General features: G+C 37.7%; 18 protein-coding genes and 1 tRNA gene. 6 read left to right on the forward strand and 13 right to left on the reverse strand.

The annotated features are described in order from the left end of the window. Positions 1-40: 40 nt before the first annotated feature. From VB691_RS03935 to VB691_RS03960, 6 genes are all read right to left on the reverse strand, one after another. A complete protein-coding gene (locus tag VB691_RS03935) occupies positions 41-928 on the reverse strand; it encodes an alpha/beta fold hydrolase (RefSeq protein WP_323290152.1) in 888 nt (295 codons plus the stop codon). Between the two features lie 134 nt (positions 929-1062). Further along, positions 1063-1299, reverse strand: coding sequence for a 50S ribosomal protein L28 (rpmB, locus tag VB691_RS03940; RefSeq protein WP_323290153.1), 237 nt, complete (start codon positions 1297-1299; stop codon positions 1063-1065). A 136-nt stretch (positions 1300-1435) separates the two neighbouring features. After that, positions 1436-2071, reverse strand: a complete 636-nt coding sequence (locus VB691_RS03945; RefSeq protein ID WP_323290154.1) for a peroxiredoxin — start codon at positions 2069-2071, stop codon at positions 1436-1438. Positions 2072-2263: 192 nt separating this feature from the next. Next, positions 2264-2464, reverse strand: a complete 201-nt coding sequence (locus VB691_RS03950) for a hypothetical protein (protein WP_323290155.1) — start codon at positions 2462-2464, stop codon at positions 2264-2266. Beyond that, a complete protein-coding gene (locus tag VB691_RS03955) occupies positions 2445-2720 on the reverse strand; it encodes a BrnT family toxin (RefSeq protein WP_323290156.1) in 276 nt (91 codons plus the stop codon). Before VB691_RS03955 ends, VB691_RS03950 begins: the two co-directional genes overlap by 20 nt. Before the next feature lie 43 nt (positions 2721-2763). After that, the gene (locus tag VB691_RS03960) at positions 2764-4368 is read right to left on the reverse strand and encodes a DGQHR domain-containing protein (RefSeq protein WP_323290157.1); all 1605 of its coding nucleotides are present in this window, start codon (positions 4366-4368) and stop codon (positions 2764-2766) included. A gap of 370 nt (positions 4369-4738) precedes the next feature. Here VB691_RS03960 and VB691_RS03965 point away from each other — a divergent pair, with 370 nt between their 5' ends. Further along, positions 4739-5791, forward strand: a complete 1053-nt coding sequence (locus VB691_RS03965; protein WP_323290158.1) for a hypothetical protein — start codon at positions 4739-4741, stop codon at positions 5789-5791. Between the two features lie 8 nt (positions 5792-5799). On the opposite strand, the gene VB691_RS03970 is transcribed toward VB691_RS03965, so the two are convergent. Continuing rightward, positions 5800-6516 carry a pirin family protein gene (locus VB691_RS03970; protein WP_323290181.1) on the reverse strand — a complete coding sequence of 239 codons (717 nt, stop codon included), beginning with the start codon at positions 6514-6516 and terminating at the stop codon, positions 5800-5802. A 98-nt stretch (positions 6517-6614) separates the two neighbouring features. Then, positions 6615-6926: a hypothetical protein gene (locus VB691_RS03975; RefSeq protein ID WP_323290159.1), complete on the reverse strand. Its 312-nt coding sequence runs from the start codon at positions 6924-6926 to the stop codon at positions 6615-6617. Between the two features lie 32 nt (positions 6927-6958). Between VB691_RS03975 and VB691_RS03980 the strand changes: the two genes are divergently transcribed. Then, a tRNA-Ala gene (locus tag VB691_RS03980) sits at positions 6959-7031 on the forward strand. Positions 7032-7217: 186 nt separating this feature from the next. Further along, positions 7218-9692 (forward strand): DNA methyltransferase, encoded by a 2475-nt coding sequence (locus VB691_RS03985; protein ID WP_323290160.1) that lies wholly within the window; start codon positions 7218-7220, stop codon positions 9690-9692. A gap of 12 nt (positions 9693-9704) precedes the next feature. Here the strand turns inward: VB691_RS03985 and VB691_RS03990 are convergent, their stop codons facing one another. Then, a complete protein-coding gene (locus VB691_RS03990; protein WP_323290161.1) occupies positions 9705-10715 on the reverse strand; it encodes a hypothetical protein in 1011 nt (336 codons plus the stop codon). Positions 10716-10744: 29 nt separating this feature from the next. Then, entirely contained in the window at positions 10745-11008 is a 264-nt protein-coding gene (locus VB691_RS03995; protein WP_323290162.1) for a helix-turn-helix transcriptional regulator, read from the reverse strand. A 312-nt stretch (positions 11009-11320) separates the two neighbouring features. Between VB691_RS03995 and hemL the strand changes: the two genes are divergently transcribed. Then, complete coding sequence (hemL, locus tag VB691_RS04000) at positions 11321-12622, forward strand: glutamate-1-semialdehyde 2,1-aminomutase (protein WP_323290163.1); 1302 nt, start codon at positions 11321-11323, stop codon at positions 12620-12622. Positions 12623-12806: 184 nt separating this feature from the next. Continuing rightward, complete coding sequence (locus VB691_RS04005) at positions 12807-13298, forward strand: DM13 domain-containing protein (protein ID WP_323290164.1); 492 nt, start codon at positions 12807-12809, stop codon at positions 13296-13298. A gap of 66 nt (positions 13299-13364) precedes the next feature. On the opposite strand, the gene VB691_RS04010 is transcribed toward VB691_RS04005, so the two are convergent. Then, positions 13365-14519 carry an iron-containing alcohol dehydrogenase family protein gene (locus VB691_RS04010; protein WP_323290165.1) on the reverse strand — a complete coding sequence of 385 codons (1155 nt, stop codon included), beginning with the start codon at positions 14517-14519 and terminating at the stop codon, positions 13365-13367. 169 nt (positions 14520-14688) lie between these two features. Here VB691_RS04010 and VB691_RS04015 point away from each other — a divergent pair, with 169 nt between their 5' ends. Beyond that, the gene (locus tag VB691_RS04015) at positions 14689-15039 is read left to right on the forward strand and encodes a shikimate dehydrogenase (RefSeq protein WP_323290166.1); all 351 of its coding nucleotides are present in this window, start codon (positions 14689-14691) and stop codon (positions 15037-15039) included. Between the two features lie 41 nt (positions 15040-15080). On the opposite strand, the gene tsaD is transcribed toward VB691_RS04015, so the two are convergent. Both tsaD and VB691_RS25795 read right to left on the reverse strand, forming a co-directional pair. Further along, entirely contained in the window at positions 15081-16133 is a 1053-nt protein-coding gene (gene tsaD / locus VB691_RS04020; RefSeq protein WP_323290167.1) for a tRNA (adenosine(37)-N6)-threonylcarbamoyltransferase complex transferase subunit TsaD, read from the reverse strand. Positions 16134-16397: 264 nt separating this feature from the next. Continuing rightward, the gene (locus tag VB691_RS25795; protein ID WP_416244658.1) at positions 16398-16856 is read right to left on the reverse strand and encodes a PEP-CTERM sorting domain-containing protein; all 459 of its coding nucleotides are present in this window, start codon (positions 16854-16856) and stop codon (positions 16398-16400) included. Between the last annotated feature and the right edge of the window lie 42 nt (positions 16857-16898).

Here is a 16898-nt window from a genome sequence, read left to right on the forward strand (position 1 = left end):
GGCAAAGGGCCGTTTTTCCCTAATTTGATGGGTATTAATATCACAGGCGATTTAACCAATTTAACATCAATTCATTGACTTGATGGGGGTTTTCATCATGAGGGCAATGGCCCGCTTTTGGGATAGGATAAAACTCGGTATGATGAACGTTTTCTGCTCGTTCCTGATACATTTTTGACCCGGTAATGGGTGTCCAAGGATCATCGGTTCCCCATAACACTAATAAAGGTTGTTCTATTTGGGGCAATAATTCTCTAGGATGAGGGCCAGGAGGAGCAGTTAATACGGAAGCAAAGACTTTTTGGGCCCCAGGATCACAAGAAGGTTGATAAAGAATATCTACTAACTCATCGGTGACAGCATTGCGATCGCAGTATACTTGATATAAAGTGCGACGAATGCGTTGTTTTTGACGAATGGTATTAAAAATAAACTTTCCAGTTACGGGAGAACTAACTAATTTGGCAAAGGTTCCCATAATGAAACGGAGAGGCAAATTTAATTCATCAGGACGATGATTTAAGCCACCTGCACAATTAATTAACACGCCACCCTTGCTAATTTCAGGATATTTTGCCAAGATCATTAAGGTTAATAATCCGCCAATGGAATTACCCACAAATACCGTCGGTTTATTAATATGTGCTTGCCAAAAATCTCTAATTAAATCTCGCCATAAGTCTACAGTATAATCTAATTGAGGCTTATCTGATCCTCCAAATCCCAACAAATCTAACCCATATACTCGATAGTTTTCTTGGGACAAAGCGGGGATATTTTTGCGCCAATGACCGATAGATGCACCAAACCCATGAATTAAAAGAATTGGTTCACCTTGTCCCTTAACTGTGTATTTAATACGGTGTCCCTGCCAATGCCAAAAGTAACTTTCTAAGGCGTTAGGGTTGATCAGTTCTGATGTCGTCATGAGGATTTATTAAAGGGTTATCGATTAAGTTTTGTTAATAATATAACCCATTTACTCCTAGAAATTGAAAAGGGGAGATGAATATTTTATATTTCATCCCCAGTTCAACCCCTATTTGTTGACATTTTCGGGGATTACATTTTATTTAAGTTAATTCCAGCTTCTTTGGCCATGGCGTTTAACCCTTTCCTTTGTAGGGTTTTAATGGCTTTGGTAGAAATGTGTAATCTAACCCAACGGTTGCCTTCTGGCCACCAAACTCGTTTCCATTGTAGATTAGCTTCTTGTAGCTTTTTGGTGCGACGGTGAGAGTGAGAGACAGCAAAGGCGTTATTAGCCTTTTTTCCGGTTAGCTGGCATTTACGGGACATAGGAAACCTCCTTTTTGATGCAATGAAGTCCGATCTCTAATCCTAGCAAACTCTGGCAAGGTTTTCAGCCATATCATTGTGGAAACAGGGGTCAACGGCCGTTGACCCCTACTAGATTTTAATGATGAAACTATTCCTATTTATTGGGTTGGGGAGTCATGCGTAAATAGGGTTTAACTTCAGTAACACCTTTGGGAAACTTCTGTTTTGCTTCTTCGGTGGGAATGGAGGGAACAACGACACAATCATCTCCATCTTTCCAGTTAGCAGGGGTGGCAACTTGATGATAATCGGTTAATTGCAGAGAATCAATCACCCGCAAAATTTCATCAAAATTACGTCCTGTACTAGCCGGATAGGTCAAGGTTAGGCGTAATTTCTTGTTAGGATCGATAATAAAGACGGAACGCACGGTTAGGTTATTCAGGGAGTTGGGGTGAATCATCCCATATAAGTCCGCTACCTTGCGATCGGGATCGGCGATAATAGGATAGTTAACGGTGGTGTTCTGGGTTTCGTTGATGTCGCTAATCCAACCTTTATGGGAATCAACATTATCCACACTCAAGGCTAGAACTTTAACGTTACGTTTGTCAAATTCGGGTTTGAGACTAGCTACTGTCCCTAATTCAGTGGTGCAAACGGGGGTATAATCAGCAGGGTGAGAAAACAGCACAACCCAGCTATTTCCAGCCCATTCGTGGAAGGAAATGGTTCCTTGGCTAGTTTCTTGGGTAAAATCAGGTACAATGTCTCCGAGTTGAAGAACCATATTCGTAACTTCCTATACATTTTCAAAGGAGTATTTTCACTAATACCATAAATGTTCTAGGGTTTCTCAAAATTTTAGGTATTTATAATAATTCTTTTTGAAGTGCGGAATGTGGGTTGAGAACAAATAACAGTTAGTAGGGGCATAATATATTATGCCCCTACGATTGCTTAATCAATGTAATTGATTCCATTAATCATCATCAAGATTAACGGTTTTGTTTACTTTAACAGGTTTTCGGATAACTTCTGCTGAGTTAAAGGCATTTTCGTCTAATTCTGGAACATCCGAAAAATCTATCTCATCATCAGTCATGGCAGCAACTTTTTTCCAGTCGCTATTTTGTTTAATTTGTCGTCTTTTTTTGAGTTCTTCACTGCTGTAACTTGTCATAATATAACCTCCGTTCCTTTCTACTCGCTTTTCTAAAAGAAATACATCTAATCGTGTCTTCTCGGATCGTATAAACTAATAACAAGACTTCTTCTTGTACTTGTGCTATGTCTATCCAGCGTGTCTCAAAACTATCATACTGACTAGGTAATGTTAGTTTAACAGAAGACTCATAAACTAAGTCAGCATCAAAAAAACTTAACCCATGTTTTCTCAGATTAGCCTCATTTTTAGCTTCATCCCAAGTATAGCGCATTTATTGTACTACTTTGCTCAAAATTTTATTAAGATAAACTTTATCATAAAATATCAGGTAATCCTACACTTCTTGGTTTGACAAACTTTCCTTGAAAATCAATAGTTTTTTCTTGATTAGTTGCCGCATCTTTAATAGTTCTTGCTTCTGCTAATGCCTTTCTAATTTCTGCTTTTTCAAATTCATCATTAACGCCCCCCAATAAATAAATAAACAGACGACTAGCCAACTTTTTACCAGATACTTGTATTCGTTTTTTCATGGGATCATAAAGTATCCCATACCATAAAGATTGAGAGTTTTCCATGTTACTAAATCCCCCAATTTCATCAAAATAAATTAATTTTTTAAAGATAGTTTTTAGGTCAAATTCTTTCCGAAAAACCAAAAATCCCAAAGCTTGAATTAAGGCAATTTGTCCCACAGGACGAAATAACATATTTCCTTCACCTCCCCCGGTTTCATGACTAAAACGTCGCAATTCAAAGCTTTTTACCCCTTGTTCTAATTGACGATAACTAGGTAAAGAAGCCAAATAATCAAATAATTCCTGTAAATCTTCTAACCCTTCTTCTATTTCTTGATCATCAGGACGTAAAGCAATTAAATTCTTTTTATCTTTATTTTTCCAATGAGAAAATTTATCGCCTAAATACCCTTCTGCCATGTCTTGTAATGCTTGTAAAGTTGTCAAAACTGTTGACTTATTAGAAATAGTTGCACTATCCCAATTTACGCGAGGGTTCCAGTCATGTTCATCTCGATCTTTTAACAGAGAATGAGTGATCGCAAGTCGGCGAGAAATAATAGCAAACCCATCATCTTCATTCAATAAAACTAACTGTCCTTTACTCAAGGAAATGGCCATACGATTGACATGAACAAAAATTGACCTTACCCGTCTTCTTGCTTCTTCATAGGTTTCTCCTTGAATAACAGCAGGAATAATTTCAATGCCAATTTTTTCTTGGGATAAACTTTGTAAAGATGCTACATCTAGATGATATTCTTCAATTAAATCATCAATGGTAATCATTGAGCCTGTAGCTTTTTTATACTTATTATAAACCTCTAATTTTCCGGTTTTTAATAACTCCATTAACCCTTGTATTCCCATCAGTCGATGCTGTCCATCTAGAGCAAAAATAGAATAATCTTCTCCAATATTTATCAATCCTATTCTATCTTGTTGATCTAAGGAGGTAAAATCATCCACACTGACTAAAGCGCGGCGATTACCGCCCCATTCTACGGCATGAGGATCATTAACCCAGCCACTACTAATTACCACTAAAACAGGAGGAAATTTATGGTTTCTAACAACAGCTAAATATTGAGCCAAATGAGCTTGTCGTGACCAGTCTAAAGGACGTTGTTGTAATTCTTCAACAGTTTCAGCATCACGGATAATATTATCAGTAATGGGATCATATTTGCGCCGAAACAAAGGCAGTTGAGACGCAAAACGAACGCGACTAGCCAACCATTCTAAAGAGACAGAACCAAGATAACCTTGAGTATTTCCCATCTGAGTTTTCTGGACAAAAATTTGCTCTTGACGGGATAAATGACGTTCTAAAAGTAAGGCAAGAGCTTCTTTTTCTTCCGTATCTTGTTGCAAAAGTTGGCGCGTAAGATTTTGATCCATATTAATTATTATCTTATAATTGACTGAATAACCTAGTCTTCTCATAATAAACTAGAGTACAAGCTGTCGGGAAAAGTCCGCAAATCTTTACAGAGAAAGTAGCACAAGAGTCCTAATATTGGTCACACTAGAAAGAGAGTTGTTTTTTCTAATACCCAAAATGCCAAGTAAGAAGGTTCACGTTAACGAATACACAGTCAGAGCGCATGATCGGGTCATCCACACCCGCGTTTTTAAGTTCTTATGTTCTTATTGCCATGACAGTTGTGAGAGAGAAACCTACGCGACTGCTTGTCCCAAGTACGGCAACGAATGCAAAGGCATCACCAAGAAATGCAAACGATTTTTCAAAGAACAGCAAAAGTAAGCCATGATGAAACCACCATCACCCCCCGCAGCAGTTAACGAATATTTAGCCCAATTAGCTGATTATTATCGTCAACTGATTGAATATCATCAACAGGCGGCAATCATCGCGTCTCAGCAGTTGGGACACGTCCAAGCTCTATTATCAGATCAATCATCTCTCCCTGAATCGGTGGAAGCTCAATCTTGGCTGCTCAATGATGCTAACCCTGTCCCTGATGAAACTATCGCCGACAACAGGGAAGATGAAGATAGGGAAGATGAAGATACAAAAGATGAGGAGATGGAAGATGAAGATACAGAAGATGAGGATGAATTTTTCGTGATACCGTCGCCAAAAATCCGAGAATTATTGGAGGTGGAACGCGGGAAAATGCTACAAATTGACTATATCTTACGGCATTTTTATGGGCTGATTTCTGAGGAGGAGCAGCAACAGGTGAAGCCGTTAATGGAACAACAGTTAATAAAAGGAGCTAAGCAAGAGCAATGGGCGAAAGTCCCTGATGCTCCTAATTGTTGGACGTTAAACTTAGCTGATTTTCCTGATTTGGTCGAAAAAAAACTGAAAAAAGGGGAGGTTCCCGATGATGCTTTACCCACTGCTAAGGTAGCCAAGTTGTTGTCAGTTACCATAAATTTCATCTTAAATTTACGGACAAGATATCTGGAACAATTGATAGAGGGTGTTGATTATTTTAAGAATCCTCAAAAGCATTATTTCTGGTCAGAAACAGGGATAGAAAAATTGCAGGAATTAAAGCAAATTTCTTTAACAATAGCCAAGGGTAATCGTTCTAACCTAAAGTCTTCTGCTATTCCTATGTTGCCAGAATATCGAGGGTTATCCAAGCAACAAGCGATTCAGAAACTATTGCAATCAAATCAGGGAAAAGAGTGGACAATTAACGAAGTAACTCAGGCACTTTATGGGGAATTAAACCAGACACAATTTATGGTGGTTCGAGAAGATACAATCAAACAGTTATCCTCTGGAAAATTGCAAGGATTATGGAAAAAAGAACCGAATAAAATTGGGGTTTATATGGCAAACTAAAACCCATTTCAGACGCTGATGGGTTCAGGAAGATCAAATAATAATACCTCAGCTAACTCAGATAACCCTGTTAGGGTAATTTCAGCCATTTGCATAATTGCGGCCCCATCTCCAGCAATTAATTGGCGATCGATTAATTGCACTGATCCTTTAACCACTTGAACCCAAGCACTCCGCCCCTCTTTTAACGAAGATTGAACGGTTTGGCCTTCCTTTAACTGAGTCGTATATAAGTCTACAGCTTGATGAATGGTAACAGAGCCTTCTTTTCCATCTTGGGAAGCAATAAGACAGAGTTTTCCTTCTTTTTCGGTGGGTAGGAAGTGTTTTTGTTCATAACTAGGGGTTAAACCTTCTGTATCTGGAATAATCCAAATTTGCAGTAAATGAACGGGATCTGTCTGAGAAGGATTAAATTCACTATGTTTAATTCCTGTACCTGCGGTCATTCGCTGTACATCCCCAGGACGAATAATTGAGCCATTGCCCATACTGTCTTTGTGTTCTAAGGCCCCATCAATAATATAGGTGATAATTTCCATGTTGTGATGGGGATGGGTGGGAAATCCGGCCCCTGGTGTCACTTTGTCTTCATTGATCACCCGTAGCGTCCCAAACCCTACATAATTTGGATCATAATATTGACCAAAGGAGAAGCTATGACGACTATCTAACCAGCCAAAATTAGCCATTCCTCGCTCTTGTGACGGACGCACTGTAATCATAACCCTTTCCTCTCGTTGACGATTAATTTTAATTTCATCATAATTCTTCATCATTAAAAAGACAATATAATATTTTTTAGATTAATTTTAACTATTGATTATTTTTGATTAAAATAAAATCTTTTTTGGGGCAAAATTCTCAATAAAAAATTTAGTAAACTTATAATTTGTTGTAACTTGATCAGTTGAATATTTAAGGATTGATAACTTTTTCTCAGATGATTAGTACCTTCCTGTCCCCTTAAAATAATCTCTGGTGCAGTATAAAAAATAACATGAATTCGCTGTTCTAGTATTGTTAATCGATAGGTAACTTTTTGCAACAAATGACTCAATTTTCCCAGTTGCCAAACCAGATAAAAATTGATCAGGGTAAGAACTAAGTTAAAAAGAATTACAAACAGCAGCATTCAATGTTAGAATAGGAGGTCTGAAGACGAATGGGGAATTAGCTCAGCTGGTAGAGTGCTGCGATCGCACCGCAGAGGTCAGGGGTTCGAATCCCCTATTCTCCATCTTATCTTATACAGTGATACATTAATTGGGATCGGGGGCAAATTAGTGTCATCAAAGTTCCAAAAGTAAAGATATGGAGGTTTTCTTAGCCCTTAAGCATCAGGAATCATCATTTTTGGGGATTTCTGAGAAGTGTAAATGATAAAATTAAAATATCCACCCAAGTTAAAAGTTTAAACTTAGTCGTGCCTAAAAATAATTACATTATCTCTCCTCAAAAATCTACTCAACTCTCTCTTTTTGATGTAGATAAACTATCCTTTTCTGATTCTGATACAAACATAAAATCAGGAAAACATGGAACTTTTTCTCCTAATCATAAACAATTAGTACATCGTTGGTATCCATATATTGAGGGATTTTCTTGCGAATTTGTTGAAAGTATTATTGAAGAATTTTGTGATGGTAATTGTATTTATGATCCTTTTGCTGGAACGGGAACGACTGTTACTGTAGCTACCAATAAAAACATGGTTAGTTACTATTCAGAAATAAACCCTTTCATGAGATTAGTAATTGAGTGTAAGACTAACAACTTAAAAGATGCCTATAATAATTTAGATTTGCTTAAAGAATATTTAGAATCAATATTCATATATGCAAAAAATAATCTAAGATCATTAGAAGAAGCACAAAATAAAATTAATCAATGTTTTTTAAATCGTAACTATTTTGTTAATTCTAGGTTAATTGAAATCATTGCTATAAAAGAAGCTATCGAAAAATGTGAAACACCAGTATTAAAATTTAAAGATTTTGCTAAGTTAGCTTTAGGAGCAATTGCAGTTTTATGTAGTGAAATGAAACGTGCTTCTGATTTAAGATGTCGAAAACCTAATGAAAAATTACCAGCAAAATTTTCAGTATTACAACAATTTAAGCACAAATCACAACAAATATGTTTAGATATATCTCAAATAAACATTGATTTTCCAGAAGTTTCTTGTTTAGGAGAATCAGCTTTATTTGAATCGTCTATAAATACAAAACTAGATTTTATTTTAACCTCTCCGCCTTATCTAAATGGAACTAATTATTTCAGAAATACTAAATTAGAACTATGGCTTACAGGCTTTCTAAAACATGAAAAAGAGTTGAGTTTGTTTCGTTCTCAAGCAATGGCAGCAGGAATTAATAACATTTCTAATAAGGGTCGTCAACCTATGGTTATTCCTGAAGTTGAACTAATTGCTTCCGATTTAGATAAAGTAGCGTATGATTCTAGAATACCTGAGTTAGTGAGACGCTATTTCTCAGATTCATATATGTGGTTAAAAAAATCTTATGATATCTTAAGGATGGAAGGTAGATTAGTCGTTGATATTGGTGATTCTCGTTTTGCTGGTGTTCATGTACCTACCGATAAAATATTAAAAATACTTGCTTCAAATCTTGGTTTAGTTTGTATAGAAGAAAGATTAGTAAGAGAAAGAAAATCAAAAGATGGAACAGAACTTAAGCAAGTATTACTGATTTTTGAAAAATCAAATACAAATGTTCTTTTTGTTGGCTTAAATGATCGTCAAAATGCTCAAGACTATAAAACCCAAGCAGAAAATTTTTCTAAATCTTTACCTTATTTAGAGCAACCATATAGTAGTAGAAATTGGGGAAATAAATTACATTCTTTATGTTCATACCAAGGTAAATTAAAACCAGCGATTGCTCATTTTTTGATTAGTCAATTTACTTCACCTAAAGATGTAGTATTAGATCCTATGTCTGGCTGTGGAACTATTCCTTTAGAGGCTTTTTTACAAGGTCGTTATCCTTTAGGGAATGATTTACAAGAGCTTGGTTATATTTTAACTAAAACAAAAATAGATAGAGGAGCAAATGAAGAAGTTTATTTAATTCTTGATGATTTATTAAAGTATATTGAAACCAATAAAAATAATCAAGACTTATCTATCTATGAAGATTTTGGTTTCAATGGTAAACTTCCTGAATATTTTAATGAAGAAACCTTTAAAGAAATATTAACTGCTCGTAATTATCTTAAATTAAATCCTTGTACTTCTTGGGGTCAAGCGTTGGTTTACTCTTGTTTGTTACATATTCTTCATGGTAATCGTCCTTATGCCCTTTCTAGGCGATCACATCCAGTAACACCTTTTAAACCGACTGGAAGCTTTGAATATCGACCTTTAGCACCTCGTCTTACTGATAAAATAAAAAGAATGCTAGAAATAGAATATCCTCAAAAATTACTTTGTGGAATGGCGACACAACTTCCATTTTCTAAGTTAAATGATTTATACAAAAATCAGGTAGATGTAGTGATTACTTCTCCTCCTTTTGTAGCTTCAACAAGATTTTTTATTACTAACTGGATGAGACTTTGGTTGGCTGGTTGGGAAAAAGACGATTTTACATCTCGTCAAGAACAATTTTTAGAATATCAACAAAAGAAATCAATGGATATTTATTTTGATTTTTTTAAAAGTTGTGCCACCTGGTTAAAACCTCAAGGAAAATTGATTATGCACGTGGGTAAAACTAAATCTTGTAATATGGCAGAAGAATTAATTAAACGTTCTGATCAATACTTTGAATTAATATATTCTTTTGATGAAGATGTTGTCGGCAGTGAAAAATTTGGGATTAAAGCTCAAGGTGCAACTCAATCACATCAATATTTATTTTTTCAAAAACTTTAAACTTTAAGATTATTATGATTGATTAAATTCTTTATTTGCTTTATCTATCCAATCTTGAGAAATGGCTGTAGAATTTTCCAAAAAATCGAAATCACAATCTTTTAAGATTCTATTTCGTAATTTTATTATTCTATCTATATATCTACTATATTTATTTAATAGTTCATCTACCTTTTTAGGTGTTTTTAGTTTCTCAAGTGCATCAGAATTATATTGAGGCTCTCCTGATAAAAGTTCATAACTAAGACCTGTCTGAATAGATAGCTGTTTAAGTTTTTGATCTGAATAAAAAGCAGAAGGCCATTTATTCGTTTTTTTGCTGTTACATTCTTGACATAATAAAGTTGCTGTTTCTGTGGTTAAAGGATATAAATAATAAACAGGAATAGAATGGTCAAGGGGTCTTTCTTTCTCAGATTCTACTTTATGTAAATCTTTTTCACAATTAAAGCATTTATGTTTATATTTTTCAAAAATTTCTTCACTATTTATTTTTTGACTACCAGAAATTATTGAATACAATCTACGATTTTGAGATGCTTCTCGATGCTGATCGCTTATTCTAGTTTGATTTTTGATACTGTTATAAACTTTTTTGCATAATCTACATTCACCTTGTCTACTTGAATTACGACTTTGATGTTGGTCAAAAAGAACAACTGGCTTAATTGTATTACAGACTATACAATATTTATAGTCTTGAGATTCATTGATATAATCATCATGAAGAATAGTAAATTCTCCAGTTTCTATGGTTTCAATAGGATTTTTGTCTTGATCAAGCCTTAGAAGTTCATAGTCATAAAATTTTGATTCGTTTCCAGAGACATGAAAATATTCACATTTTGGACATTTTATTTCAAAATCAATTCCAATCTCACTTTTCTTAACCAGAATAAACTCAGTACATTTGCTATTAAGACATTGAAAACCTTTAAAAGTAACATCTCCCATTCTTTTAACATGGTTTTCTCTAATTTGATTAGATTTTTTGACTTTGGTATAAGGTTTTCTTCTTGGCATTATTAATCTAAATTACTCATTAATTAAAATTAAGAAGTAAAAGTATCATCATTTAATAATTCTTCTGCTTCTTGAAGCAAAATATGAGGAAGACACCCCAAAGCGATCGCCAGTAAAGTAATGGTTTTTAGTGAAGGGGATTTAATACCTCTTTCAATCTCACTGATGTAATTTCGGTGTAAATCGCAGTTTTCAGCTAAATTCTCTTGAGAAATGCCTAATGCTAGACGGCGATTACGAATTACTTGACCAAAGTTTTTTTGTAACTTATCTGCTTTTTGGTGTTGTTCCATCAGCAGAAAACTCTAAAATAAAAAGCCAGATAAGTCTACAAACTATAGTGTGAATGTAAGAAATCCGATGAAATTAATATAGTCTCAATATCTACAGTATGTGCTTACAGCGAATCCTATCGATTTTTCCGGCGTTGCCGTCAAGATAAGAGTGTAACGGTTCGTTGCTCAGGGATGGATTCATAAGGGAGCTTGCCAAAGGGACGGGGTTTTAAACCCAAAATTTCTGATAAAATCAGACAATGTTTAGCAGAAGACAAAGATCCTAATTGTCACGAAACAGAATTCTACTAGGATGTAAAGGAGATTAGATTGGTTAGCACAACATCATTGAAAACCACAAAATCGGAAGAAATATTTGCCGCTGCTCAAAAATTAATGCCAGGAGGGGTTAGTTCTCCGGTAAGAGCGTTTAAGTCTGTCGGTGGACAACCCATCGTCTTTGATCGGGTCAAAGGGGCTTATATTTGGGATGTAGACGGCAATCAGTACATTGATTATGTAGGAACCTGGGGCCCCGCCATTTGTGGCCATGCTCATCCTGATGTCATTACTGCGCTACATGAAGCACTAGAAAAGGGAACCAGTTTCGGGGCCCCTTCTGTGTTAGAAAATGTCCTAGCAGAAATGGTCATAGATGCTGTTCCGAGCATTGAAATGGTGCGTTTTGTCAATTCAGGTACGGAAGCTTGTATGTCCGTTCTGCGCTTGATTAGAGCCTTTACGGGACGGGATAAAATTATCAAGTTTGAAGGCTGTTATCACGGCCACGCTGATATGTTTTTGGTTAAGGCCGGTTCAGGGGTTGCAACCCTCGGTTTACCGGACTCTCCTGGGGTTCCTAAAAGCACTACCAGCAACACCCTCAACGCCCCCTATAATGATTTAGAAGCGGTTAAAACCCTCTTTGCTGAAAATCCAGATCAGATCGCTGGAGTCATCTTAGAGCCTGTTGTCGGTAATTCTGGTTTTATCATCCCTGATGCGGGCTTTTTAGAAGGATTACGGGAATTAACCCAAGAATATGGAGCTTTACTGGTATTTGATGAAGTGATGACGGGTTTTCGTCTTGCTTATGGTGGGGCCCAACAAAAATTTGGCATTACTCCTGATTTAACTACCCTCGGCAAAGTGATCGGCGGTGGGTTGCCTGTGGGTGCTTATGGGGGACGCAAAGATATTATGTCTATGGTGGCTCCTGCGGGCCCCATGTATCAAGCGGGAACCTTATCGGGAAACCCTTTGGCCATGACAGCAGGAATTAAAACTCTGGAATTGTTGCAAAAACCAGGAACTTATGACTATTTAGACCGCATTACCCAGAAATTAAGTGAAGGGTTGTTAAAGGTTGCCAAGGAGACTGGCCATAAAGTTTGTGGCGGCTATCTTGGGGCAATGTTTGGCTTATTCTTTACGGAAGGGCCGGTTCGTAACTATGACGATGCGAAAAAGTCAGATCTCGCTAAATTTGGGCGTTTCCATCGGGGAATGTTAGAAAGGGGTGTTTATCTTGCTCCTTCTCAATTTGAGGCGGGATTTACGTCTTTAGCTCATACAGATGAGGATATTGAACGCACCTTAACGGCAGCAAAAGAAGTGCTATCGAGGCTGTAAACATTAACAGGGAAAGGGTAAAGGGTTAGTCTTTTTCCTTTTCCTCCTGTACAAGTTCACAAATTCTCAGTTTTATCAGCCAAAGTTTAGGGGTTTTTCAGAATTTTCCCCTTCAATTCTCAGGATAGAGAAAGATACTTAGAATTGAAAACCAACTCAAAGCTCAAAAGCAGGATTTCAAGTCATGATCTTCTCCCCAAAAACTCAACTTCTTCTCGCTACTGGTTTAGTTTCTGCCTTGATCTTTGGCAGCAGTTTATCTACAACCACAACGCCTGTTAATGCGGCTGAAGAATTTCAAGTTAATCTTCCTATCCTCATGGCTCAAAACACTCCCGTCGTTAAGATGGGAACCTTCGTTAAAGCTGAAGCTCCCACAACTGGAATGGCCAAAATTGTCAGGGAAAATGGACAAACCTATTTGGAGCTAGACTCAGCCTTCAGTACAACCGATCAAGCTCCTGATCTGCACGTACTACTTGATCCCGATGCCACCCCTCCTAAATCTTACTCTAACTCTAATATGAATCGTTTTATCAATTTAGGGAAGTTACACAGCGCAAAAGGAGCGCAACGTTATCCTATTCCTAGTGCTATTCAAACTTCAGGCTTTAAATCAGTGGTTATCTGGTGTCGTATGGCTGATGCTACTATGGGTTACGCTACTCTTAAATGACAGTGATGGGGTGAGGGAGTGGGGAGCTAACCCCTAACCCCTAACCCCTAACCCCTAATTTTTGGCTCAAGAGTTAACTTGAGTTTTATTCACCACAATTTCCGCCTTTGTTGACACCATGGCCCCTAATAATTGTTCGGGAGATACAGAGAAGGGTAAACGATGAATATCTGAATTAGAATGACAGCTAATTTTGGCCCCTTGACGTAATTGGGCTAATGTTACCTCACCTAACCCTAAATCTTCTAGGGTTTTGGGTAGGCCAATTTCTCCATAAAATTTCAATAATTGTTGTCGAGAAGATGCTGCTAATTGGTTCCCTTGTATCATCTCCTCTAAACGTAATTGAACCAGAATACCATAGGCTACTTTTTCCCCATGTAATGCTTCATGGGCCGCCGGAATATGGGTTAAACCATTATGGACAGCATGGGCCGCTACTGTGCGACAATTTGCACCCCCTAAACCTCCAATTACTCCTGCTAATAATACTGTTGCATCTACCACTTCACACCAGTCTTCCCCACCAGGGTTTTCTAAGGCCGCTGCTGATTTTTGCAATAAAATATCTCGTAAAATTCTGGCCTGTTGCACTGCCGCAATAGTTAATGTTGCGGTAGAATTACCACTACTAACAGACGCTTCATACCATTTTGCGATCGCATCTCCAATTCCGGCAATTAATGTCCGTTTGGGGGCGGTTTTGATCAGCTTGTAGTCTAAAATTAATAAGTCAGGACAACGCAATAAAGGAACATCATATTGAAAGGCTCCCTCGTTAGAATAAATATTAGATAAAGCTGTCCAAGCGGCACAAGTTGCCCCAGAGGTGGGAATAGTAACGATAGGAATTTGTTGCTGATGAGCGAGTAATTTAGCGGTATCAAGAGCTTTTCCTCCCCCTACTCCCATGACAAAATCGGCTTGATGTTCCCTGGTGGCTGTGGTGAGGCTTTCTAGGGAATTTTCGGAACAGTCTGGGCTATAAGTTGCTTGGGCAGCAATAAGTTTAAATTGTTGAAAAATAGGGTCTAAATGGGGGGAAATCACAGAAAGGGTATTATTTCCGCCCACGACTAAGGGACGCTTACCTAAGCGAGCGATCCCACTTCCTGCTTGGGATAGAATACCATGTCCTTTGATAATTTGAGCAGGAGAGACTAAGAGGGGCGTGATCTTGGTGGTAACTGAGGATGAGATTTTCGCGGTTTTTGACAACATCTGAGAGCTTTAGATGGGATAGAGGGTAGTTACTTATTTTAGGGTAACAAATTCGCTTTGATCAGGGGATTTTATGTTTGTGTAAGACTCAAGTTAAGATAGACAAATCAGCAACAAGAAATTGCCTTAAACAGAAAAATTATTCCTGGTTAGGTTAGGAGTTTAACTTATGAATGAACCTGCTACCGTCACCTATTCAATAGCAGAAGTCCTTAAACGCATTGACGACAAGCTAGACAGCAACCAAAAAGAGACTAATGAGAAGTTTAAGGAAGTTAACCAGAAATTAGACAAGATTAACGAACGCCTCACCAATTTAGAAGTAGGACAGGCGACTTTAACCGAGAAAGTCGGTGGCATGGACAAGCGACTCGAAAAGGTAGAAAATGAACAAGCTACGATGGTTAAGGCTATTTCCGATTTACAAGGCTTCCGTTCCCTGATTGTTCCTGTTGTTGTGGCTGTAGCAACCGCTTTGTTGACTTTGCTTTTTCGTCTTGTTCCCAACATTCCTCATTAACTGACACTTAATAGTTTTAGGAAACAGGGAACAGGCATTAACTAATTATTGACAGAATAAAGCTGCATTACTTCAGTAATTCCTAATCGAGATTTTACCCCTAATTTGAGGGAAGAAAGATGACCTTTGTTAAAATGATCACAGGCAGCACAACCGATCATTGCTGCATTATCTGTACATAGTTTAATCGGCGGAAAATGCACAATTAAATTGTGTTCTTTTGCTGCTTCTTGTAACTGTTTTCTTAGTCCACTATTGGCCGCAACTCCTCCCCCAACCGCAATATGAGTGATACCATAATCTAAGGCACAGGCAATGGTTTTTTTAGTTAATGAACGAGCAACAGTTGCTTGAAAACTTGCCGCTAAATCTGCAATAGGTAAGGGTTCATGTCCCTCTTTTTTTAACCGTTCAACTAATCTTAATACTGCCGTTTTTAAGCCACTAAAACTAGAATCATAAGGGTGATAACCTCCCTCTGGTAAGGATACCCTTCCCTCTGGTAAAATAAACCTTTCAGGGTTGCCTGTTTTGGCTAAACTATCAATAATTGGCCCCCCTGGATAACCTAATTTTAATAATCTTGCTACCTTATCAAAAGCTTCCCCCGCAGCATCATCATGGGTAGTTCCTAATTGTTCATAAATCCCGCAATCTTTCACATAAATCAAACTGGTATGACCCCCAGATACTAAAAGACATAAAAAAGGCGATTTCCAGTTAGGTTCACTCAAATAAGTCGCATAAATATGACCTTCTAAATGATGCACCCCAATAAAGGGTTTTTGATGTACAATTGAAAGGGTTTTCGCGGCAGTTTCTCCTACCATTAAAGCCCCAACTAAGCCAGGGGCAACGGTTGCGGCAATGCCATCAATCTCATTCCAGCTTAATTTTGCTTCCTCTAAAGCTTGATCAATACAAGGATTAATGGTCAGTAAATGTTGACGAGATGCTTCTTCGGGAACTACTCCCCCATACATCCGATGAAGTTCAATTTGTGAGGCAACCACACTACTATAAACCTCACGATTATTGACGATAGCGACAGCGGTTTCATCACAACTGGTTTCAATTGCTAATATAGTGGTCATGGGATTGTGAACAGCCTCTTAGACACAATTTTTCATTAACTCCGATCTTGCACCAACACCGAAAAGCTCAAAAAATCCGATTTTTGAACCGTGAAACCCTGATTTTTTTCTTGAAATTTAGGCAAAAAATCGGATTTTTGGTTCAGGTGCAAGATCTCATAATATAAAATCCGGTTGCTATAATTACCTTGGCCACATAGCCTAGATATAGAACCGGATTTATTCAATTATATTAAGTGATTTTGATTCTGTTACTGACAGTTTCTATGAATCCTTACGTTTCCGAGAAGCCAAACCTAAAAGACCAACACCAACTAGAGCAGCAGTGGTACCAGGTTCAGGTACGGGCTCAGGAGTAGCTTCCTTAGCGGTTATATCAGCACCACCAGTAAAAGCAAAGCGATCCGACCCACCTGAAGCAGTAAAGGTGACTCGGGTTCTTACTTCGCCACACTCAGAACCAAACTGGAAGCAGTCTACCATGAGAGGCGGGAAGGCGTTGAAAGGGCCGTAGGTATAAGTTGCTGCTGGACCCGAACCAGACCCACTAAAAGGACCACCAAGGCCAATACTGTTAGGGCCGCCCATGCTAGCCAAGGCATTACCAAGTTGGTCATAGAGGGTAGTTACACTTGTGAATCCACCCGGTGCACCCGGTGTGATACTTACACCATTACTACCTCCATCAGTAATACTTGCCCCCAGACTGGCAGCAATTCTCATTTTGAAAATAAAACAACCAAAAGTTCTCTATTGAAACAAGAG

This window comes from Crocosphaera sp. XPORK-15E (assembly GCF_034931425.1).
GTDB lineage: Bacteria > Cyanobacteriota > Cyanobacteriia > Cyanobacteriales > Microcystaceae > UHCC-0190.